The sequence below is a fragment of the Sanguibacter suaedae genome, from assembly GCF_016342785.1.
In the GTDB taxonomy this organism is placed as follows: domain Bacteria; phylum Actinomycetota; class Actinomycetes; order Actinomycetales; family Cellulomonadaceae; genus Sanguibacter; species Sanguibacter suaedae.
The window spans coordinates 348,456-370,029 of the sequence record NZ_JAEINH010000002.1 but is presented as its reverse complement, the minus strand read 5'-3'; the positions used below and the strand labels follow the sequence as shown (position 1 = coordinate 370,029).

Sequence of the window (21,574 nt, the reverse complement as noted above, 5' to 3'; positions counted from 1 at the left end):
CGCCCCCCCCCCCCCCCCCCCCCGCCCCCCGCGGGGGCCCCCCCCCCCGGGGGGGGGGCGCCCCTCGTCGTTCTCCGGGTTCAGGCGGCTTCAGGCGGCTTCAGGCAGCCAGGCCGAGCCGCCCCATCCGTCGGGTGTGCTCCGCGGTGAGCTGCGAGAAGACCCACGCCTGGTCGCCGTCCACGTCGTCCGCGCGCGCGGTGGCGCCCGTCGCGACCAGACGTCCCAGTGCGGGCCGCTCGCCCATGAGGGTCTGCACGAGTCCGAGGGCCTCCCCGACGAGCCTGCGCCCCCACAGGGCGAGGCGCGACGCGAGCACCGGGTCCCCCGTGGCGGCCTCGTCGAGCACGGCCACGGACAGCTCCGCGTTCTGGTTCGCGTCGAGCACCTCCGTGACGATCCGCCGGGTCTCGGCGTCGAGGCCGTCCACCGCGAGACGGCAGAAGTCGTCGGCGACGCCGTTGCCGACGTACCCCTTGAGGACGCTCTCCCACCAGGAGGCGGGCTCGGTGCGCATCTCGTAGTCGTCGAAGGTGCCGGCGAAGGCGAGCATCGCCGCGTCCGGGTCCCCCCCGAGCTCAGCGATCCTGCCCAGGATGCGCTCCTGGCGCGCGAGCGCCGCACCCGCGAGACGGACCAGACGCAGCTGCCGCGCGGGGTCGGGGGCCGACGCCGCGTCGGCGGCGAGCCGGGTGAAGCTCGCGAGCTCGGTGTAGGCGATGAGGCCGAGCAGCTCGACGGCGTCCTGCGTGGACGTGGGGTCGAGGTGCGTCGCCGTGCTGGGGTCGCTCATCGGACCAGGATAGGCGCAGCCGCGGCGGCGACCACCGTCCGATACAGTGGCCCGGTACAACGGTTGCCCGGTCGTCCCGACCATGGTCGTCGCCGGACCACGCTCCGGCCGCGACGCCGCACACTCACGATCGGCTGCCGGCCACAGGCGAGCATGCCCGTCCGGAGCACGACCGTCACGAGACGCCTCGTGCCGGAGACCGTGACGTGTGGCGCCGCCCAGACACACATGAGGCAACGTGACAACCACATCGAGCAGCATCCAGACTGCCGACGCGACCTTCGCCGACTTCGAGGTGCGCCCCGAGATCGTCGAGGCTCTCGCCGAGGCAGGCATCGTCTCCCCCTTCCCCATCCAGGCCATGACGCTGCCCGTCGCGATGTCGGGCCACGACATCATCGGGCAGGCGAAGACCGGGACCGGCAAGACCCTGGGCTTCGGGGTGCCCCTCCTGCACCGCGTCGTCGCCCCCGGCGAGCCGGGCTTCGACGAGCTGCCCGCCCCGGGCAAGCCGCAGGCCCTCGTCATCGTCCCCACCCGTGAGCTCGCCGTGCAGGTGGCCAAGGACCTCGAGGCGGCGTCCACCAAGCGGTCCGTCCGCATCGTCCAGCTCTACGGCGGGCGGGCCTACGAGCCCCAGGTCACGGCGCTCGCCCGCGGCGTCGAGGTCGTCGTGGGTACTCCCGGGCGCATGATCGACCTCCTCAACCAGGGTCACCTCAACCTCACCCGCGCGCAGTGCGTGGTCCTCGACGAGGCCGACGAGATGCTCGACCTGGGGTTCCTCCCGGACGTCGAGCGCCTCCTGTCACGCACCCCGGCCGTGCGCCACACGATGCTCTTCTCGGCGACGATGCCGGGTGCCGTGGTGTCCATGGCCCGCAAGTACATGACGCAGCCGACGCACATCCGGGCCAACGACCCGGACGACGGCGGGCACACGGTGAAGAACATCAAGCAGGTCGTGTACCGCGCCCACGCCCTCGACAAGATCGAGGTCCTCGCCCGCCTCCTCCAGGCCAACGGCCGTGGGCTGTCCATCGTGTTCGCGCGCACCAAGCGCACCGCCGCGAAGGTCGCCGACGAGCTCACGGACCGGGGCTTCGCCGCCGGTGCCATCCACGGGGACCTCGGGCAGGGCGCCCGCGAGCAGGCGCTGCGCGCGTTCCGCAACGGGAAGGTCGACATCCTCGTCGCGACCGACGTGGCCGCGCGCGGCATCGACGTGGACGACGTCACGCACGTCGTCAACTACCAGTGCCCCGAGGACGAGAAGACGTACCTCCACCGCACGGGCCGGACGGGCCGCGCCGGCCACAAGGGCACCGCGGTGACCTTCGTCGACTGGGACGACCTGCCCCGCTGGTCCCTCATCAACAAGGCCCTCGACCTCGGCATCCCCGAGCCGCAGGAGACGTACTCGACGTCCCCGCACCTGTTCACCGACCTCGACATCCCCGAGGGGACCAAGGGGCGCCTCCCCCGCTCCGCGCAGACCCGTGAGGGCCTCGGGGCCGAGGTCCTCGAGGACCTCGGGGAGACCGGGAAGCGCGGAGGGCGTCCCGACGCCGGCCGACCTGCCCGGGGTCAGGACCGCGAGGGCGGCACCGGGCGCGGAGGCTCGCGGCGCGGTGGCGAGGCCCGGCGCGGTGGTGAGGCGCGGCGCGGTGGTGAGGCGCGCGACGACGAGAGCCGCTCGTCGGCCGGGCGTCCCGCGGGCGAGCGCCGCTCACGAGGCCGTGGCACGCGGTCCGAGGTGCCCGCCGAGCGCACGGAGCCGCAGGAGGCCCGCACGGCGCGTGAGCCGCAGGCCGCCGTCGAGGGTGCGAGCGACGCCGGGGAGCCCACGCGCCCCAGGCGGTCGCGGACCCGTCGCCGCACGAGGACCGCACGGACCGAGCAGGGCGGAACCAGCGCCGGGGAGCAGCAGCCCACCGCCTGACCGCCTCGCACCGACGACGCAGGGGCCGACCGCACGTGCGGTCGGCCCCTGCGTCGTCCCCGGTGCTCAGGCGGTCTGGACGAACGCGATGACGGCGTCGGCGATGAGCTGGACAGCGATCGCGGCGAGCAGCAGACCTGCGATCCGGGTGACGAGGATGGTGCCGCTCTCCCCGAGGATGCGGTGGACGACGTTCGCGAAGCGCATCGCGATCCACAGGCAGACGCAGACGACGAGGAAGCCGATCGCGATCGACACCCAGTCCCGGGCCGACCCGTCGGACCGCTGCACGAACAGCATCGACGCGACGATCGCACCCGGACCGGCGAGGAGCGGCGTCCCGAGGGGCACCAGCGCGACGTTGACGCCCTTGGTCCCGGCCTGCGGCTCCTCCATCTTGCCCGTGAGCAGCTCCATCGCGATGAGCAGCAGCAGCAGACCGCCCGACGCCTGGAGGGCGGGGAGCGAGATGTGCATGTACGACAGGAGCTGCTGACCGAAGAGCGCGAAGGCGAGGATGACGCCCGCAGCGACGAAGATCGCCGTGCGCGCGGCCTTGGCCCGCTGCTTGTGGGTCATGGCGCTCGTGAGCCCGAGGAAGATCGGGACGGTCCCCGGAGGGTCCATGATGACGAAGAGGGTGATGAACACCTCGGTGAAGAGGCGCACGTCGAAGAACTCGTTCACTGCCGGATCACTGTGCTTCGTCCTTGCTGCTCGATCAGCGCGAACACCTCGGGGTCGGTGGTGTTCTCGCCCAGCCGGTTGGGTTTGCCGGCTCCGTGATAGTCGCTAGATCCTGTCACACACAGACCCAGGGATCGTGCAAGCCCGAGCAGGCGTCGCCGTTGGTCCTCGCCGTTGTCCCGGTGGTGGACCTCGAGGCCCACGAGCCCCGCCCCCGCGAGGCTCTCGATGGTCCGCGCGGTGACGACCTTGCCCCGTGCTGCCGCACCGGGGTGCGCGAGGACCGGCACCCCTCCGGCGGCCCGCACGGCCCGCACCGCGTCGAGGGCGTCCGGGGCGTAGTGCGGGACGTAGTACCGGGTGCCGGGGTGGAGGATCGAGGCGAAGGCCGCGGACCGGTCGGGGAGGTACCCGGCGGCGACGAGCGCGTCCGCGATGTGCGGCCGACCGATGGTGGTCCCGGGGGACGTCTGCTCGAGGACGTCGTCCCACGTCAGGCGGTAGTCCTCGCCGAGGAGCTCGACCATGCGGCGCGCCCGGGTGGTGCGCGCGGTGCGGACCCGCTCGTTCTGCCGGACGAGGTCCGGGTGCTCGGGGTCGTGGAGGTAGCTGAGCAGGTGGACGCTCACGCCGTCCGCGCGGGCCGAGATCTCCGTGCCTCGCACGAGCGCGACGCCCGTCCGGCGGGCCGCGTCGGCGGCCTCGGCCCACCCGCCCGTCGAGTCGTGATCCGTGAGCGCGACGACGTCGAGACCGGCCACAGCCGCGGCCTCGACGAGGGCGCTCGGCGTGTCCGTGCCGTCCGACACGGTCGAGTGCGTGTGGAGGTCGACGACGAGTTCGTGGGGCACAGGCCACACTGTATCGGCGCGGCGCCACGGCACCGGGCCTGCGATCGGCCCGCGCTGGGCCCGGGGGCAGGCGGGTGTGAAGATGGATGCATGAGTTCGCAGAGCACCGCCACCGACACCGACACCGACAGCACCCAGTCCCTCGAGGAACGGTCGACCAACCGGTCGCAGCGACCGTCGTCAGCCCGCTTCCGGGAGTTCATCACGAGCGGCTGGGCCGACCGGCCTGCGGGGGACGCGACGCCCTGCCCTGCAGCGCCCTTCACCGAGGCGCGCCGCAGCGCGCTCTCCGCGCTGTTCCCGGGTGATCGCCTCGTGGTCCCCGCCGGTCCGCTGAAGACCCGGTCGAACGACACGGACTACCGGTTCCGGCCGCACTCGGCCTTCGCGCACCTCACCGGGCTGGGGACGGACCAGGAGCCCGACGCGGTCCTCGTCCTGCACCCGGTCACCGGGGAGGACGGCACGCACGGTCACGAGTCCGTGCTGTACGTGCGTCCCCTCGCGGACCGCGACACGGAGGAGTTCTACGCGGACTCGCGGTACGGCGAGTTCTGGGTGGGTGCTCGTCCGTCCCTCGACGACGTCACGACGATCACGGGGATCCGTGCCGCGCACGTCGACGACCTCCCCGACGCCCTCGCCAAGGACGCGGGCGCCGGGGGCATCACGCTGCGCGTGGTGCCCGGCGCGGACCCAGCGACGGAGATCCTCGTCGAGTCCCTGCGCGCCCTCGGAGGTGCGCAGGTGGTGGTCGACGCCGCCGCGGAAGGGACCGTCGACGTCGACGCCGAGCTCGCCGAGGCGCTCTCGGAGCTGCGCCTCGTCAAGGACGCGCACGAGATCGAGCAGATGCGGCTCGCCGTCGACGCGACGCTCGACGGCTTCGCCGACGTCGTCCGCGCCCTCCCGCGCGCTTCCGAGCACCGGCGCGGCGAGCGGGTCGTCGAGACGACGTTCGACGCGCACGCGCGCCTCGAGGGCAACACCGTGGGGTACGAGACCATCGCGGCGGCCGGCGAGCACGCCACGACGCTCCACTGGATCCGCAACGACGGCCCGGTGCGGCCCGGACAGCTCCTGCTCCTCGACGCAGGCGTGGAGATCGAGTCCCTGTACACGGCCGACGTGACCCGCACCCTCCCGGTCGACGGGACGTACACCGACCCGCAGCGTCGCGTCTACCAGGCGGTGCTCGACGCCGCCGACGCAGCCTTCGCGGCCGCGGTGCCCGGCGCCCGGTTCGGCGACGTCCACGACGCCGCGATGCGGGTCATCGCGGAACGCCTCGCGGACTGGGGGCTGCTGCCCGGGACCGCCGAGGAGTCGCTCAGCCCCGAGGGTCAGTTCCACCGTCGCTGGATGGTCCACGGCACGAGCCACCACCTGGGGCTCGACGTCCACGACTGCGCCCTGGCCCGCCGTGAGATGTACCTCGACGCGCTCCTCGTGCCCGGCATGGTGTTCACCATCGAGCCGGGGCTCTACTTCAAGAGCGACGACATGACCGTCCCCGAGGAGCTGCGGGGCATCGGTGTGCGCATCGAGGACGACGTCCTCGTCACCGCCGACGGCAACGAGAACCTCTCGGCGGCGCTGCCGCGCCGGCCGGAGGACGTCGAGGCGTGGATGGCCGGCCTCCTCGGCTGAGACCGGGGGTGCACCGACCGGTCCGGTCGGTGCACCCGGTCACCGCTGGTCGGGCTCCCCGCCGGAGGGCTGCGCGTCGAAGGGCTCGCCACGGCGGGGCGAGTTCGTGCCCGACGGCGGGAGCCCGTCGGTGGTGCGCACGCCGTAGCGCGGCTCGCCCGCGGGCGGCACGTCCCGCACCGGGGCGGCCTTCTCGCCGGCCCTCGCGGGCGCCGGGGCAGCGGAGCCCTGGGGCGTGGACGGCACCGCCGGAGCGGGGCTCGCGCCGCGGTGCCCGACGCCCTGGACGTGGTGCTCCCTGAGGATCCGTGCGGCCTCCCCGGCGCGGTCCCCCTCGCACAGCACGGAGTACGACGCGGCCACGATCTGGCTCGACGACGTGAAGTCCCGCTTCCCCCGGGTGAGCGAGAACGACAGGACCGAGAACAGCAGGCCGAACCCGGCCCCGATGCCGATCGCGGCGAGGACGGGCATCGACCCCTGCCCCCCGAAGAGGGAGAGGACGAGACCGACGAACAACCCGAACCACGCCCCCGACGCCAGGCCCGCGGCGGCCACCCGCGAGTAGGTGAGCCGCCCCGTGACCCGCTCGACCATCCGCAGGTCGGTGCCGACGATCGTCACGTGCTGGACCGGGAAGCCCTCGTCGGACAGGGTGTCGACGGCCTTCTGCGCGTCGAGGTACGTGGAGAACGCCGCGACCTCGTCCCCGCGGGGCATCGTCGGGAGCTTGGGCGCGGCGGTGGCGCGGGAGGAACGGGGGGTCGGTCGGGGGGAGGTCATGCCCCGATTCTCGCGCACACGCAGGGGCGATGCCACGCGCGGCGGCTGGCGGGGACGCGCGCAGTGCGTAGGCTTGCCGCGTGAGCAGCGCCGGGACCCAGGTATTCGTCGCACGCCTCGCCGGAACCCCGGTCTTCGACCCGATCGGGGACCAGGTCGGTCGCGTGCGGGACGTCGTCGTGCTCGTGCGCTCCAAGGGCGCTCCTCGCGCGGTGGGCCTCGTCGTCGAGGTCCCCGGCCGGCGACGCGTCTTCCTGCCGCTGACCCGCGTGACGAGCATCGACGCGGGACAGGTCATCAGCACGGGCCTCCTCAACATGCGGCGCTTCGAGCAGCGCGCCATGGAGACCCTCGCGCTCGGCGAGCTCCTGGACCGCACCGTCGACTTCCTCGACGGGTCCGGCAGCGCCACGATCGAGGACCTCGCCGTCGAGCAGCAGCGCACGGGCGACTGGCTCGTGCAGAAGCTCTTCGTGCGGCGCTCCCCCACGGGCAAGAGCGCCCTGGGCATCCGGCGGCGCGGCCACACCGTGGTCGTCGACGTCTCGGCGGTGACCGGTCTCGCCAGCTCCGCGACGACGCAGGGCGCGGCCCTGCTCCTCGCCGCGTACGACGACCTCAAGCCCGCGGCCCTCGCGGACGTGCTCCACGAGCTGAGCGACGTCCGACGGCTGGAGGTCGCGACCGCTCTCGACAACGAGCGGCTCGCGGACGTCCTCGAGGAGCTCCCCGGGGACGACCAGGTCCTCATCCTCTCCTCCCTCGACACCGACCGGGCCGCGGACGTCCTCGAGGCGATGCAGCCCGACGACGCCGCCGACCTCCTCCACGAGCTGTCCGACGACCAGGCCGCCGAGCTCCTCGAGCTCATGGAGCCCGACGAGGCGAAGGACGTCCGCCGCCTCCTCGCGTACGACGAGAACACGGCCGGCGGCATGATGACCACCGAACCGGTGATCCTCGCCCCCGAGACGTCCGTCGCAGCCGCGATGGCGCACGTGCGCCGCGCGGACCTGTCCCCCGCTCTCGCGTCGATGGTCTTCGTCGCGCGCCCCCCGCTCGAGACCCCCACGGGACGCTTCCTCGGCGTCGTGCACTTCCAGAAGATGCTCCGGGAACCACCCTTCGAACCCGTCGGGAACGTCCTGGACACCGACATCGAGCACGTGACCACCGACGCCCCCCTGGGGCAGGTGGCGCGCCTCCTCGCGGCGTACAACCTCCTCGCCCTGCCGGTGCTCGACACCGAGAGGCGCCTCCTCGGGGTGGTGAGCGTCGACGACGCCCTCGACCACATGCTCCCCGCGGACTGGCGGGAGACCGACGGGGCCGACGGGCAGGACCGCGTCCAGACCTCGACCCCGCCGCGCGCGGGCCGCACGGGCAGGGCGGGAGGGATCCGTGGCTGACCGCCTCGACACCCCGAAGGAGTCCCGCCGGACCCTGCTGCCCACCATCCGCGTCAAGCAGGACGCGTTCGGGCGCATCGCCGAGGGCATCGCCCGGTTCATGGGTACGCCGCGGTTCCTCGTCTACATGACGGCGTTCTGCGCGGCCTGGCTCGTGTGGAACGTCTGGGGGCCCGAGGGCTACCAGTTCGACTCCGCCGCCCTCGGCTTCACGGCCCTCACCCTCATGCTGTCGCTCCAGGCGTCCTACTCGGCCCCGCTCATCCTCCTCGCCCAGAACCGTCAGACCGACCGCGACCGGGTGAGCGCGGAGCAGGACCGGCAGCTCGGGGAGCGGAACCTCGCCGACACCGAGTACCTCGCCCGGGAGATGGCGGCGCTGCGGATCGCCCTGAGCGAGGTCGCCACCCGCGACTTCGTGCGCTCCGAGATGCGGAACCTCCTCGAGGAGCTCGAGACCAAGGACGCAGAACGGGACGCAGAACGGGACGCGGAGAGGGACGCCGAGCGGGAGCCGGGACGGGACCACGACGGTCCGGCACGCGACGCGGCGGGCCCTGGCCGCGCGGGCGCCTGACCCGACGGTCCTCCGGGAGCGGGACGACCGGCGCGTAGGATCGGTGGCATGCCTGACTCCCCCCGACCGCTCGATCCTGCCGCCCTCGAGATCGCCGTCCGGGACGCCCTCACCGGCGTCATCGACCCGGAGATCCGCAGACCGGTCACCGAGCTGGGCATGGTGCGGTCCGTGACCGTCGAGCCCGTCGAGGGTGCGCCGAGGTCGGCGCGGGCCGTCGTCGGGCTGGACCTCACCACCGAGGGCTGCCCCATGAAGAGCACCCTCACGGAGGCGGTGACCGCGGCCGCGCTGAGCGTGGACGGCATCGACGACGCGCGCGTCGCGCTCGGCACCATGACGACCGAGCAGCGGGCCGCGCTGCGCACCATGCTCCGCGGCGCCGGGGCACCCGAGATCCCCTTCTCGAAGCCAGGGTCCCTCACCAAGATCTATGCCGTCGCCTCAGGCAAGGGCGGCGTGGGAAAGTCCACCGTCACCGCCAACCTGGCCGCCGCGATGGCCGCCGACGGACTCAAGGTCGGTGTCATCGACGCGGACATCTACGGCTTCTCCATCCCACGCCTCCTCGGGGTCACGCAGCAGCCCACCAAGGTCGACACGATGCTCCTGCCGCCCATCGCCCACGAGGTGAAGGTCGTGTCCATCGGTATGTTCGTCCCTGCCGGGCAGCCCGTCGTGTGGCGGGGCCCGATGCTCCACCGCGCGCTCGAGCAGTTCCTCGCGGACGTCTTCTGGGGCGACCTCGACGTCCTCCTCCTCGACCTCCCGCCCGGCACCGGCGACATCGCCATCTCGGTCGCGCAGCTCCTGCCGTCGAGCGAGATCCTCGTGGTCACCACCCCGCAGCTCGCCGCCGCCGAGGTCGCCGAGCGCGCCGGGTCCGTCGCCACCCAGACGAACCAGGGCCTCGTCGGCGTCCTCGAGAACATGGCGTGGCTCGAGCAGCCCGACGGCACCCGCCTGGAGATCTTCGGGTCCGGTGGAGGGGCGCGCGTCGCGGAGAACCTCAGCACCCTCACGGGGACGGACGTCCCGCTCCTCGGCCACGTCCCGCTCGACGTGGCCCTTCGCGAGGCCGGCGACGACGGCACCCCCGTCGTGCTCTCGGCGCCCGACTCCCCCGCGGCGGTCGCCCTCCGGGACGCGGCGAGGCACCTCGCGGCACGGTCCCGGGGGCTGGCTGGACGCCGTCTGGGACTCTCCCCCGTCTGAGCCGGCGCCGGGGACCGCCGCCTGTCATCCCCGGGGCTCACCTCCTCATCCCCAGGTCTCGCGAAAGTCGTCCCGCAGGGGGATACTCTGACCCGCGGTCAACAGCTAGGGTTCCAACTGCCACAAAGGCGACACCGTCGCCGTGGCACCGTTGCCACGCTGACCCAGGGGGACCACCTCATGAACCGCCGACCCGCGCTCCGCACCGCCTCCGTGCTCGGAGCACTCTCCCTCGTCCTCATGTCGGGCTGCTCCTCCGATGACACGTCGTCGGGCGGTGAGCTCAAGGCCGACGAAGGCCCGCTGTCCAAGATCCTCGAGCCCCTGTGGGGTTCCTACGAGGACGTGGACTGGGCGGCGCAGGAGGCCGAGATCGAGAACCTCGTGGCCCAGTGCATGACCGACAAGGGCTTCGAGTACATCCCCGCCCCGGCGTCGAGCACGACCGTCGTCACCGAGGACGACATGGACGAGTACGGCACCGAGGAGTGGGTCGCGGAGAACGGGTACGGGTTCTCCATGAACGAGGAGCCCGAGGACCTCGAGGGCGAGGAGGTCGAGGAGGAGTACGTCGACCCGAACGCCCCCTACGTCGAGTCGTTGTCCGAGTCCGCGGCAGCCGAGTACTACGAGGCCCTCAACGGTCCGGACATCTGGTCCGACATGACCGAGGAGGAGATGGAGGAGTACGTCTACGACTGGAAGGAGGGCGGCTGCTACGGCGCCGCCCAGCACGAGGTCAACGGCGAGACGGACGCCTACTCCGACGAGGAGCACGCCGAGGTCACCGAGGCGATGGACGCCCTCTACACGGAGATGAGCAACGACCCGCGCATGACGGCGCTCAACGACGAGTGGGCCGAGTGCATGGCGGACGCGGGCTACCCCGAGTACGCGACCCCCGACGAGGCCATGGAAGCCGCGATGAACGCCCACAACGCCCTCTGGGAGGAGGCGTCCACGGGTGCCGTGGACGAGGAGACCGGCGAGTTCCCGGAGGACTTCACGGGGCCGTCCGACGAGGCCCTCGCGGAGGCGCGCGAGATGGAGATCGCCATCGCCGTCGCGGACTTCGGGTGCAAGGAGGAGGTCGACTGGGAGCAGGAGAGCCTCAAGGTCCAGTTCGAGCTCGAGAAGCAGTTCGTCCAGGACTACAAGCCGCAGCTCGACGCCCTCGTGGCAGACGCCGAGGCCGGGAGCTCCGAGTGACCCTCAAGGAGTCGCTCGCGGGTCTGCGCGGGCACCGCGTCATCTGGATCGTCGCCGCCGTCGCGGTCGTGTCCCTCACGGCGGGGATCGTCCTGAGCAGGTTCGTCATCTCCCCGGGGGACGCGGCGGCGAGCACCACCCCTCCGCAGGCCGGTCTCATCACGGTCCCGGTCGAGAAGAAGCTGCTGGAGAACGACGTCACCCTCCGGGCGGACATCAAGTACGACGAGTCCGTCGCGCTGACCATCGAGACGGGGGAGATCTCCGGGGCGGCCGTGGTCACCGGGGCCGTCCCCGAGGCCGGCGCGACGCTCACCCCGGCCTCGGTCATCCTGGAGATCGCCGGGCGCCCCGTCATCGCCCTCCCGGGTGAGCTGCCGACGTACCGCACGCTGCGCGTCGGGGTCTCAGGGCCGGACGTCGTCCAGCTCAAGCAGGCTCTCGCCGCCGTCGGGATCGACCCGGGGAACGCCGAGTCCGACATGTACGACGCCGCGACGGCGGCGGCTGTCGACAAGCTCTACGTCGCGGCCGGGTACCCGTCCCCTCCGGTCGACGAGGACGCACAGGCCGCCGTGGACGCCGCGCGGGACACCGTGAGCAGCGCCAAGGACATGCTCGCGAGCGCCCAGTCCGAGCTGGTCGCCGCGACGGCCGGGCCACCCGACGTCGACCGCATCGGTGCGGAGAACGCCGTCAACGCGGCTCAACGCGAGTTGGACAAGGCGACGAACGGGCCCGCGGATCCCGAGGCGCCGCCGGTGGACGTCGCGAGCCTGCAGGATGCGCTCACCCTCGCGCAGGCCGAGCTCAACGCGCTCCTCGCCCCGAAGGCGGCCACCCTCGAGACCCAGTCACGCGACGCCGCCGCCCAGTCCGTGCGCGACGCCGAGACGGCCCTCGCCGAGGCCCTCGAGGACACCCTCACCGGCCTGCCCGCCAGCGAGGTCGCCTACTTCACGAACCTCCCGCGGCGCGTCGACGAGGTCCTCATTGCACGGGGCGAGACCGTGACGGCGGCGTCGCCGGTGATGCGCGTCTCGGGTGCGGACGTCATCATCGAGGGCACCGTCGCCGAGGCCGACGCGAAGCTCCTCAGCGCCGGCCTCACGGGCCAGTTCACCCTGCCCGACGACACGACCGCGACGGCGACCATCACCGAGGTCGTCGCCGCCACCTCGGACGCCGGCGGCGAGGGTGAGGGCGACGCCGAGGGCGGCGAGGAGGGCGCGAGCTCGGGCAGCCGCTACACGGTGACGTTCGCACCCGTCGATCTCAGCCCCGAGCAGATCGGGGCGCTCCAGGGCGAGAACGTGCGCATGACGGTGCCCGTGGACTCCACGGGCGGCGAGGTCCTCGCCGTCCCGTCGGCCGCCCTCACCGCAGGCAGCGGCGGCGAGTCCCGGGTCGAGGTGACGAGGGACGGGAAGGCGACGGAGCTCGTGACCGTGGCGACCGGACTCGCCGCGGACGGCTTCGTGGAGATCACCTCGTCGGAGACGCCCCTCGACGCGGGCGACCTCGTCGTGGTCGGGAAGTGACCGTCACCGAGGCCGGGGCGCGTCCGCAGGACGGGCCGGAGACCGAGGAGATCGTTCGCCCCGTCGCGGCGCACCCGGTGGTCGAGCTGCGGGACCTCACCCGCACGTTCCCCGGTCCCGTGGACGCGCTCCGCGGCGTGAACCTCTCCGTGGAGTCCGGCGACTACGTGTCGATCATCGGCCCGTCCGGGTCCGGCAAGTCCACCCTGCTGCACATCCTCGGTCTCCTCGACCGCCCGACGTCCGGTGAGTACCTCCTCGACGGGCACCCGACGGGGAAGGCGTCCGAGGGGGACCGCGCCGCGCTCCGCGGGGGGCGGATCGGCTTCGTCTTCCAGTCGTTCCACCTGCTCCCCCAGCGCACGGTGCTCGACAACGTGCTGCTCGCGACCCTCTACAGCGGGGTGCCCCGTGCGGAGCGGGAGGAGCGCGCCCGGGCTGCCCTGGACCGCGTCCACCTGGGGCACCGCCTGTCCTTCACGCCGGCGACGATGTCCGGCGGTGAGCGCCAACGCGTGGCGGTGGCCCGGGCCGTCGTGGCCAGCCCCAAGCTGCTCCTCGCCGACGAACCCACGGGGAACCTCGACACGAAGAACTCGGCGGGCATCATGGACCTCTTCGACGAGCTCCATGCCGACGGCCTCACGCTCGTGGTCATCACCCACGACGCGGCGGTGTCCGCGCGTGCGGGACGCCGTGTACGCATCACCGACGGCGACCTCCAGGAGGTCTCGTGAGCGGCCGACCGCAGGCCGTCGTCGACCGGCCGGACACGACGCTCGACGAGCTGGGGCTGACGGACGTCCCGACGACGCGCCGGGACCTCGCTGGCCGTCGGCTGCGCAGGCTGGTGCCGCAGCGGTTCCGGCGTCGAGGCACCGCAGGGCTCCCGGGCCTGGAGCGTGGCGCGCGCCGCGACCGCTTCTCGGCACGGGACCTCGTCGCGGAGGCCGCGCACGGCATCGGGGCCCGGCCCGGGCGCCTCGTCCTCACCATCCTCGGGACCGTCCTCGGCATCGGCTCCGTGGTCGTCACGGTCGGCCTGGCGCAGACGGCGGCGGGGCAGATCGGGGCCCAGTTCGACGCCGTGTCCGCCACCCAGGTCTCCGTGGCACCCAAGACGTCGGGCGGGTCGATGGGCGGGACCACCCGGGCGCTCACCCGGCTGCCGTGGGACGCCCCCGAGCGGGTGCTGCGCCTCAACGGTGTCGAGGAGGCGGGGCTCGTCGCGTCCGTCGCCATCGGCGACGTGGACATCACCGCGGTGCCGGTCAACGACCCCTCCGCGGCACGCCCCACGAGCCCGCAGGTCCTCGCCACCTCCGGCCACCTGCTCGAGGCCGTCCGGGGTGAGGTCACCGCAGGCCGGTACTTCGACGACGGTCATGGGGAGCGGGGCGACCGCGTCGTGGTCCTCGGGGAACGGGCGGCGGAGAAGCTCGGGGTGACCCGCGTCGAGAGCCAGCCGTCGATCTTCATCGGTGAGGACAGCTACACGGTGATCGGGATCGTGTCGGGGATGGCCCGCAGGGCCGACATGCTCGACGCGGTGATCATGCCGATGGGCACCGCGCGCGCCGACTTCGACCTGGCACGGGCCGACGAGCTCCAGATCAGGATCGCCACCGGTGCGGGTCCTCTCGTCAAGCAGCAGGCGCCCGTGGCGCTGGACCCGAACGCCCCGGAGAACTTCACGGTGAAGGCCCCGCCCAACAGGTCCGAGCTGCGTCAGAACGTCCAGGCGGACGTCAACGCGATCTTCCTGGCGCTCGGTGGCGTCGCGCTCCTCGTGGGTGGCCTGGGCATCGCGAACGTCACCCTGCTGTCCGTCATGGAACGGCGCGGGGAGATCGGGCTGCGCCGGGCGCTCGGCGCCACCCGGCGCGACATCGCCGGGCAGTTCGTCGTGGAGTCCGTGGTCATCGGGCTCCTCGGTGGTCTCATCGGGGCGGCGATCGGCGTCTTCGTCGTGGTCGGGGTCTCCGCGGCCAAGGACTGGACGGCGATCCTCGACCTGCGCATCGCGCTCGGGTCCGCCCTCCTCGGCGGCGTCATCGGCCTCGTCGCGGGCACGTACCCGGCGCTCAAGGCGGCGGCCATCGAACCGATCACCGCCCTCCGAGGGGGCATCTGAACGCGCCGCGTGGTAGGACCGAGACATGTGGTTCGACACCTGGTCCGACATCGTCCGTGTCCTCGCGGTGGGCGCCGCCGCCTACGTCACGCTCGTCCTGGTGCTCCGCGTGTCCGGCAAGAGGACGCTCGCCAAGCTCAACGCGTTCGACCTCGTCGTCACGGTGGCCCTCGGCTCGACGCTCGCCACGATCCTGCTGAGCGCGGACGTCTCGTGGGCGGAGGGCGCCGTGGCGCTCGTGCTCCTCGCCGTCCTGCAGATCGTCGTGTCGTGGTCCTCGGCCCACCTCCCCGGGGGGCGCTCCGTGGTGACGGCGCGTCCGACGACGGTGCTGCGCGACGGCCGGATCCTCCACGACGCGATGCGGGACCAGCGTCTCACCGAGGCGGACGTGCGCCAGGCCGTCCGCTCGAGCGGCAACGGCGGCCTGGACACGATCGCGGCGGTCGTCCTCGAGAGCGACGGGACGCTCAGCGTCGTCCCGTCGTCCTCGCTGGGTGACGGATCGGCGCTCGACTAGACGTCGTAGTCGACGAGCAGCGGCGCGTGGTCGCTCCACCGCGTGTCGTGCGAGGGCGCACGGTCGACACGCGCGTTGCTCGCGCGCTCGGCCAGCCCGGGGGTCGCCAGCTGGTAGTCGATGCGCCACCCGGAGTCGTTGTCGAAGGCCTGGCCCCGGTTGGACCACCACGTGTACGGTCCGGGGCCCGCGCCGGCCAGCCGGCGGCCGAGGTCCACCCAGCCCATCCCGAACCACGCGTCGAGGTAGGCGCGCTCCTCGGGGAGGAACCCGGCGGAGCGCAGGTTGCCCTTCCAGTTCTTGATGTCGTCGTTGGTGTGGGCGATGTTCAGGTCGCCCGCCACGACGGCGTGCTGGTCCTGGGCGGCGAGCTCCCGCAGACGGGTGCTGACCTTCTCCAGGTGCGCGTACTTCTGGTCCATCTTGGGCGTGCCCGCGGTGCCGGAGTGGATGTACGTGGAGACCACCGTGAGGAGGCTCCCGTCGGCGAGCTCGAGGTCGGCCTCGACCCACCGCCCGGTGTCCACCGGGACCTCCGGCTCGCCGTTCCCCAGCCCCACCCGCACGGCGTGGAACGGCAGGCGCGTGGCGATCGCGACGCCGGCGCGTCCCTTGATGTCGCACGCCTGGTGGACGCAGTGCCACCCCTCGCCCAGGAGGTCCACGACGATCTCGTCCGTGGCGCGGACCTCCTGGAGGAGGAGGACGTCCGGGGAGCGGTCGGCGATCCACTCCCCCATCCCCTTGCGGAAGGCTGCGCGGATCCCGTTGACGTTCGCGGTGGCGATGGTGAGCATGCGCCCATCCAACCGCATCCCGCCGACATCGCCCGCACCACCGCCGGACCTCAGGCTCCGGCGGCGGCCTGACGCTCGGCGGTGCCCACGACGTTGGCGAGGAGCATGGCCCGCGTCATGGGGCCGACGCCCCCGGGGTTGGGCGACACCCAGCCGGCCACGTCGAGGACCCCGGGGTCGACGTCGCCGACCACGCGGGACGTCCCGGTCTCCGGGTCCGTGACGCGGCTCACGCCGACGTCGACCACCACGGCGCCCGGCTTGACGTCCTCAGCCCGGACGATGCCGGGGACGCCGGCGGCGGCCACGATGACGTCGGCCGAGCGCAGGTGCGTCGACAGGTCACGCGTGCCGGTGTGGGTGAGCGTCACGGTCGCGTTGACCGCCTTGCGGGTGAGCAGCAGCCCGATCGACCGCCCGACGGTGGTCCCACGGCCGACGACCACGACGTGCGCGCCCTCGAGGTCGATGCCGTGCCGCTCGAGGAGGTCGATGATCCCCGCGGGCGTGCACGGCAGGGAGGACGTCACAGGCTCGTTCGTGCGCAGCACGAGGCGGCCGAGGTTGGTCGGGTGGAGGCCGTCGGCGTCCTTCTCCGGGTCGACGAGCTCGAGGACACGGTTGGTGTCGATGCCGCGCGGCAGCGGCAGCTGGACGATGTACCCGGTGCACGCGGGGTCGTCGTTGAGACGGCGCACGGCGGCCTCGATGTCCTCCTGGGTGGCGTCCGCGGGCAGGTCCTCACGGATGGACGCGATGCCCACCTCCGCGCAGTCGCGGTGCTTGCCGGCGACGTACCACGTGGAGCCGGGGTCGTCACCGACGAGGAGGGTCCCGAGGCCGGGTACCGTCCCCTGCTCGGCCAGCGCGCGGACCCGCACGGTGAGCTCGGACTTGATCTGGGCTGAGACGGCCTTGCCGTCGAGGGTCTGTGCAGTCATGGGGCGCTCCTTCACGACGTCGGGGCGCGCACGGGACCCGTGCGCGCCCCGACGGGTCTTCTCAGTACTGGCGGAGGTCCGGGTACAGCGGGAAGCCGGCCGTGAGCTTCTCGACGCGCGCCCGGAGCGTGGTGACGTCCGCCGAGGCGCCGTCCTTGAGCGCGGTCGCGATGATGTCGGCGACCTCGGTGAACTCGGCGTCGCCGAAGCCCCGTGACGCGAGGGCGGGCGTCCCGATGCGCAGGCCCGAGGTGACGCGGGGCGGACGCGGGTCGAAGGGCACCGCGTTGCGGTTCACGGTGATGCCCACGGAGTGCAGGAGGTCCTCGGCCTGCTGACCGTCGAGCTCGGAGCGGCGCAGGTCGACGAGGACGAGGTGGACGTCGGTGCCACCCGTGAGGACGGAGACGCCCGCACCGGTGACGTCGGGTGCGGTGAGGCGCTCCGCGATGATGCTCGCACCACGCAGGACACGACCCTGGCGCTCGGCGAACTCGGCGGAGCCGGCGATCTTGAAGGACACCGCCTTGGCCGCGACCACGTGCATGAGGGGACCGCCCTGCTGCCCGGGGAAGACCGCGGAGTCGATCTTCTTGGCGTGCTCCTCGCGGGACAGGATGAACCCGGAGCGCGGCCCGCCGATCGTCTTGTGGACGGTGGAGGACACGACGTCGGCGTGGGGCACGGGGCTCGGGTGGAGGTCGGCCGCGACGAGCCCGGCGAAGTGCGCCATGTCGACCCAGAGCTTGGCGCCGACCTCGTCCGCGATGGACCGGAAGGCCGCGAAGTCGAGGTGGCGAGGGTACGCGGACCAGCCACCGATGATCACGTCGGGACGCTGCTCGAGCGCCGTCTCGCGCACCTTGTCCATGTCGACGAGGTGCGTGTCGGGGTCCACCCCGTACGCGGACACCTCGTAGAGCTTGCCGGAGAAGTTGATCTTCATGCCGTGGGTGAGGTGACCGCCGTGGGCCAGCTCGAGACCGAGGATCTTGTCGCCCTTGTTGATGAGCGCGTGGAGGACCGCGGCGTTGGCCGTGGCGCCCGAGTGCGGCTGGACGTTCGCGTGCTCGGCTCCGAAGAGCTCCTTGGCACGGGTGATGGCGAGGGTCTCGGCGACGTCGACCTGCTCGCAGCCACCGTAGTAGCGGCGGCCCGGGTAGCCCTCCGCGTACTTGTTGGTCAGGACGGAGCCCTGCGCCTCGAGGACGGCGCGCGGCACGAAGTTCTCGGACGCGATCATCTCGAGGGTGTCCCGCTGGCGGGCAAGCTCCCCGTCGAGGACGGCGGCGATCTCGGGGTCGACCTGGGCCAGGCCCTGGTTCATGACGGTCTCGCTCTGGGCGGTCATGGTTCTCCTTGCAGCGGGAGGCGGCAGGCAGCCCCGTGCGGGGACTGCTCGGTCGAGTGACCTACCGTGTCTGAAGGTGCCCGGATGTGCTCATCCGGGCACCGCACACACGCATGTGGGGTGACCGGGGCCCAGGCGAACGACCCGAAGTCGGAAGAACGTGCCGCTCCCCGGTGGTGTTCCACCATGCGATCCTCAGGATCCGCCCTGTCACCAGGTCGGTCCCGCGGCTCGGCTGCGCCAGTCGCGACGTGAAAACCCTAGCCCATGAGGCCTGCGCCCCGCCAGGTCCGCAGAGGGCGGGACGCGATCGGGCTGCGTCCCGCCCTCGGCGGCTCCGGTGGACCATCGTCGATCAGCGGAGAGAGGCCCGTCGCTTGCTGAACATGTCGAAGGCGACGGCGGCCAGGAGCACCAGGCCCTTGATGGTCTGCTGCCAGGCGGAGTCCACGGCCATGATCGACAGACCCATGTTGAGCACGCCCATGATGAGGGCACCGATCATCGCCCCCGAGACCCTGCCGACACCACCGGCCACCGCGGCACCACCGATGAAGCACGCTGCGATCGCGTCGAGCTCGTAGTTCGTCCCGGCCTGCGCCACACCGGCCCCCGCTCGCGAGGTCGTGATCACGGCGGCGACCGCTGCGAGCACACCCATGTTGACGAAGATGCCGAAGTCGACCCGGCGGGCGTTCACGCCGGACAGCACCGCCGCGTGACGGTTCCCACCGATCGCGTAGATGTGACGGCCGAACACGCTGCGGTTGAGCAGGAAGGAGTACACGATGACGAGAAGCCCGACGATGAGCAGCACCATCGGGGTGCCACCCGAGCTCAGGGAGAGCCAGTAGGTGAAGATGCCGATGATCGCTGCGGTGACGCCCAGCTTCGCGACGAATGCGGGCATCGGCTCGACGGTGAGGTCGTGCTTGCGCAGCGACGTCCTCGCCCGCCACTGGCTGACGGCGAAGGCCGCGATCCCGAGACCGCCGATGCAGAGCGTGACGACGTCCAGGTTGCCGACGAAGCCGAACCAGTTGGGCAGGGAGCCGTTCGAGATGGCGTTGAAGGGCTTGGGCAGCCCGGCGACGCTCGTCCCGACGAGGACGATCGCCAGCCCGCGGAAGATGAGCATCCCCGCGAGCGTCACGATGAACGCCGGGATGCCCACGTAGGCCACCCAGAACCCCTGCCACATACCCACCAGGGCACCGACGACCAGGGTCAGGAGGACCGCGACCAGCCACGGCATGTCCCATCGGGTGAGCATAATGGCGCACAGTCCGCCGGTGAACGCGACGACGGACCCGACCGAGAGGTCGATGTGCCCGGCGACGATCACCATGACCATGCCGATCGCGAGGATCATCACGTAGGCGTTCTGCTGGATGAGGCTTGCGACGTTGTTCGGGTACAGCAGGCGCCCGTCCGTCAGCACCTGGAAGAGCAGCACGATCACGACCAGTGCTGCGACGATCCCGTACTGGCGGAGGTTACGACCGAGGTATTCCCTGACGGCGTTCATCGGACTGCTGCTCCCTTGTCCATGGTCATGTACTGCATGAGTGATTCCTGGGTGGCGTCGGCTCGCGCCACCTCGCCGGTGATCCGTCCCTGGCTCATGGCGTAGGTGCGGTCGCACATCCCGATGAGCTCGGGGAGCTCGGACGAGATGATGATGACGGCCTTGCCGAGATCGGCGAGGGCGTTGATGATCCCGTAGATCTCGTACTTGGCCCCGACGTCGATCCCGCGCGTCGGTTCGTCGAGGATGAGCACGTCGGGGTCGGAGTAGACCCACTTGCTCAGCACGACCTTCTGCTGGTTGCCGCCGGAGAGCTTCCCGACGACCGCCTCGATGGTGGGCGCCTTGATCCGGAAGTCGGTGCGGTACCTCTCGGCGACCTTGATCTCGGCCTCCGACTCGACGACCCCCCATCGGGCGACCTTGCCGAGAGCGGACGCGGAGACGTTCTCCCGGATCGTCTGGATCAGGTTCAGGCCGTAGCGCTTGCGGTCCTCGGTGGCGTACGCCAACCCGTGGTCGATCGCCTCGGAGACGGTGCGCATACGGATCGGCTTGCCGTTCTTGTAGACGGTTCCCGCGATCCGCGATCCGTAGGAGCGCCCGAAGACGCTCATGGCCAGCTCCGTGCGTCCGGCCCCCATGAGACCGGCGAGCCCCACGATCTCGCCGGCACGGACGAAGATGTTCGCGTCCTCGACGACGAGTCGGTCCACGTCGATCGGGTGGTGCACGTTCCAGTGCTCCACCCGCAGGACCTCGTCACCGATGTTCGGGGTGTGCTCGGGGAAGCGGCTGTCCATCGCACGGCCGACCATCGACCGGATGATGCGGTCCTCGGTCACCGGTTCGTCACCGTGGAGGTCGAGCGTCTCGATCGTGGCACCGTCGCGGATGATCGTCACCCGGTCGGCGATCGCCGAGATCTCGTTGAGCTTGTGCGAGATGATGATGCACGTGATGCCGTTGTCCCGGAACTGGGCGATGAGACCGAGCAGGTGCGCACTGTCCTCGTCGTTGAGCGCCGCGGTGGGCTCGTCGAGGATGAGCAGGTCGACCTTCTTGGAGAGCGCCTTCGCGATCTCCACGAGCTGCTGCTTGCCGACACCGATGTCCATCGCCCGGACCTGGGGGCTGTCGCCGAGCCCGACCCGTCGGAGCAGCTCTGCGGCCTCCCGAGCGGTCTCGTTCCAGTCGACGATCCCGGCGGAGGCCTTCTCGTTGCCGAGGAAGATGTTCTCCGCGATCGACAGGTGCGGCACGAGGGCGAGCTCCTGGTGGATGATGACCACCCCACGGGCCTCGCTGTCCCGGATGTTCCGGAACTCGCACGGCGTGCCGCCGAGCAGGATGTCGCCGCCATAGCTGCCGTGGGGGTAGACCCCGGACAGCACGTTCATGAGGGTCGACTTCCCGGCCCCGTTCTCCCCGCAGATCGCGTGGACCTCACCGCGTCGGACGTTCAACGTGACGTCGCTGAGCGCCTTGACCCCCGGGAACTCCTTGGTGATCTTGCGCATCTCGAGGATGTAGTCGTTGTCACCCATCCGTGCTCCTCATTCGTTCCTGTGCGACGGCCGATCCGTTCGGTGGTGGGGGCCCCCCCCCCCCCGCCCCCCCCGGACCCCCCCCCGAGGGGGAGATAA

Annotated in this window: 19 protein-coding genes and 1 riboswitch; of the genes, 10 read left to right on the top strand and 9 right to left on the bottom strand. The window is 71.8% G+C overall.

Translation table 11 applies throughout. The annotated features are described in order from the left end of the window. Nucleotides 1-100 precede the first annotated feature (100 nt). Complete coding sequence (locus tag JAV76_RS04045) at nucleotides 101-793, bottom strand: ferritin-like fold-containing protein (RefSeq protein WP_198732718.1); 693 nt, start codon at nucleotides 791-793, stop codon at nucleotides 101-103. A gap of 238 nt (nucleotides 794-1,031) precedes the next feature. Here JAV76_RS04045 and JAV76_RS04040 point away from each other — a divergent pair, with 238 nt between their 5' ends. After that, nucleotides 1,032-2,735: a DEAD/DEAH box helicase gene (locus tag JAV76_RS04040; protein ID WP_198732717.1), complete on the top strand. Its 1,704-nt coding sequence runs from the start codon at nucleotides 1,032-1,034 to the stop codon at nucleotides 2,733-2,735. A 66-nt stretch (nucleotides 2,736-2,801) separates the two neighbouring features. Here the strand turns inward: JAV76_RS04040 and JAV76_RS04035 are convergent, their stop codons facing one another. Then, on the bottom strand, nucleotides 2,802-3,362 hold the full coding sequence (locus tag JAV76_RS04035; RefSeq protein WP_230401849.1) for a MarC family protein: 561 nt from the start codon (nucleotides 3,360-3,362) through the stop codon (nucleotides 2,802-2,804). Between the two features lie 56 nt (nucleotides 3,363-3,418). Then, the gene (locus tag JAV76_RS04030) at nucleotides 3,419-4,273 is read right to left on the bottom strand and encodes a PHP domain-containing protein (RefSeq protein WP_198732715.1); all 855 of its coding nucleotides are present in this window, start codon (nucleotides 4,271-4,273) and stop codon (nucleotides 3,419-3,421) included. Between the two features lie 90 nt (nucleotides 4,274-4,363). Here JAV76_RS04030 and JAV76_RS04025 point away from each other — a divergent pair, with 90 nt between their 5' ends. Then, a complete protein-coding gene (locus tag JAV76_RS04025) occupies nucleotides 4,364-5,923 on the top strand; it encodes an aminopeptidase P family protein (protein WP_198732714.1) in 1,560 nt (519 codons plus the stop codon). 39 nt (nucleotides 5,924-5,962) lie between these two features. Here JAV76_RS04025 and JAV76_RS04020 read toward each other — a convergent pair whose 3' ends face one another. Beyond that, the gene (locus JAV76_RS04020; protein WP_198732713.1) at nucleotides 5,963-6,706 is read right to left on the bottom strand and encodes a YflT domain-containing protein; all 744 of its coding nucleotides are present in this window, start codon (nucleotides 6,704-6,706) and stop codon (nucleotides 5,963-5,965) included. Between the two features lie 80 nt (nucleotides 6,707-6,786). On the opposite strand from JAV76_RS04020, the gene JAV76_RS04015 reads away from it, so the two are divergent. The 8 genes from JAV76_RS04015 (at nucleotide 6,787) to JAV76_RS03980 (ending at nucleotide 15,311) form a co-directional block, all read left to right on the top strand. After that, the gene (locus JAV76_RS04015) at nucleotides 6,787-8,115 is read left to right on the top strand and encodes a magnesium transporter MgtE N-terminal domain-containing protein (protein ID WP_198732712.1); all 1,329 of its coding nucleotides are present in this window, start codon (nucleotides 6,787-6,789) and stop codon (nucleotides 8,113-8,115) included. Then, on the top strand, nucleotides 8,108-8,692 hold the full coding sequence (locus tag JAV76_RS04010; protein ID WP_198732711.1) for a DUF1003 domain-containing protein: 585 nt from the start codon (nucleotides 8,108-8,110) through the stop codon (nucleotides 8,690-8,692). Before JAV76_RS04015 ends, JAV76_RS04010 begins: the two co-directional genes overlap by 8 nt. Nucleotides 8,693-8,740: 48 nt before the next feature. Next, entirely contained in the window at nucleotides 8,741-9,907 is a 1,167-nt protein-coding gene (locus JAV76_RS04005; RefSeq protein WP_198732710.1) for an Mrp/NBP35 family ATP-binding protein, read from the top strand. Nucleotides 9,908-10,087: 180 nt separating this feature from the next. Further along, the gene (locus tag JAV76_RS04000; RefSeq protein WP_198732709.1) at nucleotides 10,088-11,116 is read left to right on the top strand and encodes a hypothetical protein; all 1,029 of its coding nucleotides are present in this window, start codon (nucleotides 10,088-10,090) and stop codon (nucleotides 11,114-11,116) included. Beyond that, nucleotides 11,113-12,657 carry a hypothetical protein gene (locus JAV76_RS03995; RefSeq protein WP_198732708.1) on the top strand — a complete coding sequence of 515 codons (1,545 nt, stop codon included), beginning with the start codon at nucleotides 11,113-11,115 and terminating at the stop codon, nucleotides 12,655-12,657. The genes JAV76_RS04000 and JAV76_RS03995 overlap by 4 nt, the downstream gene beginning before the upstream one ends. 50 nt (nucleotides 12,658-12,707) lie before the next feature. Then, on the top strand, nucleotides 12,708-13,394 hold the full coding sequence (locus JAV76_RS03990; RefSeq protein ID WP_198732761.1) for an ABC transporter ATP-binding protein: 687 nt from the start codon (nucleotides 12,708-12,710) through the stop codon (nucleotides 13,392-13,394). A gap of 158 nt (nucleotides 13,395-13,552) precedes the next feature. Next, nucleotides 13,553-14,791, top strand: coding sequence for an ABC transporter permease (locus JAV76_RS03985; protein ID WP_198732760.1), 1,239 nt, complete (start codon nucleotides 13,553-13,555; stop codon nucleotides 14,789-14,791). A 25-nt stretch (nucleotides 14,792-14,816) separates the two neighbouring features. Continuing rightward, nucleotides 14,817-15,311: a DUF421 domain-containing protein gene (locus JAV76_RS03980; protein WP_198732707.1), complete on the top strand. Its 495-nt coding sequence runs from the start codon at nucleotides 14,817-14,819 to the stop codon at nucleotides 15,309-15,311. On the opposite strand, the gene JAV76_RS03975 is transcribed toward JAV76_RS03980, so the two are convergent. The 5 genes from JAV76_RS03975 to mmsA all read right to left on the bottom strand — a co-directional run bounded on the left by JAV76_RS03975 (nucleotide 15,308) and on the right by mmsA (nucleotide 21,475). Further along, entirely contained in the window at nucleotides 15,308-16,108 is an 801-nt protein-coding gene (locus JAV76_RS03975) for an exodeoxyribonuclease III (RefSeq protein WP_198732706.1), read from the bottom strand. The two genes, JAV76_RS03980 and JAV76_RS03975, sit on opposite strands and share 4 nt — an antisense overlap. Nucleotides 16,109-16,158: 50 nt before the next feature. After that, nucleotides 16,159-17,049 (bottom strand): bifunctional methylenetetrahydrofolate dehydrogenase/methenyltetrahydrofolate cyclohydrolase, encoded by an 891-nt coding sequence (locus JAV76_RS03970; RefSeq protein WP_198732705.1) that lies wholly within the window; start codon nucleotides 17,047-17,049, stop codon nucleotides 16,159-16,161. Between the two features lie 61 nt (nucleotides 17,050-17,110). Continuing rightward, the gene (gene glyA, locus JAV76_RS03965) at nucleotides 17,111-18,400 is read right to left on the bottom strand and encodes a serine hydroxymethyltransferase (RefSeq protein WP_307843975.1); all 1,290 of its coding nucleotides are present in this window, start codon (nucleotides 18,398-18,400) and stop codon (nucleotides 17,111-17,113) included. A gap of 122 nt (nucleotides 18,401-18,522) precedes the next feature. Continuing rightward, nucleotides 18,523-18,658: riboswitch (ZMP/ZTP riboswitch) on the bottom strand. A 97-nt stretch (nucleotides 18,659-18,755) separates the two neighbouring features. After that, nucleotides 18,756-19,928, bottom strand: a complete 1,173-nt coding sequence (mmsB, locus tag JAV76_RS03960; protein WP_198732704.1) for a multiple monosaccharide ABC transporter permease — start codon at nucleotides 19,926-19,928, stop codon at nucleotides 18,756-18,758. Beyond that, nucleotides 19,925-21,475 carry a multiple monosaccharide ABC transporter ATP-binding protein gene (gene mmsA / locus JAV76_RS03955; RefSeq protein ID WP_198732703.1) on the bottom strand — a complete coding sequence of 517 codons (1,551 nt, stop codon included), beginning with the start codon at nucleotides 21,473-21,475 and terminating at the stop codon, nucleotides 19,925-19,927. Before mmsA ends, mmsB begins: the two co-directional genes overlap by 4 nt. Nucleotides 21,476-21,574 lie beyond the last annotated feature (99 nt).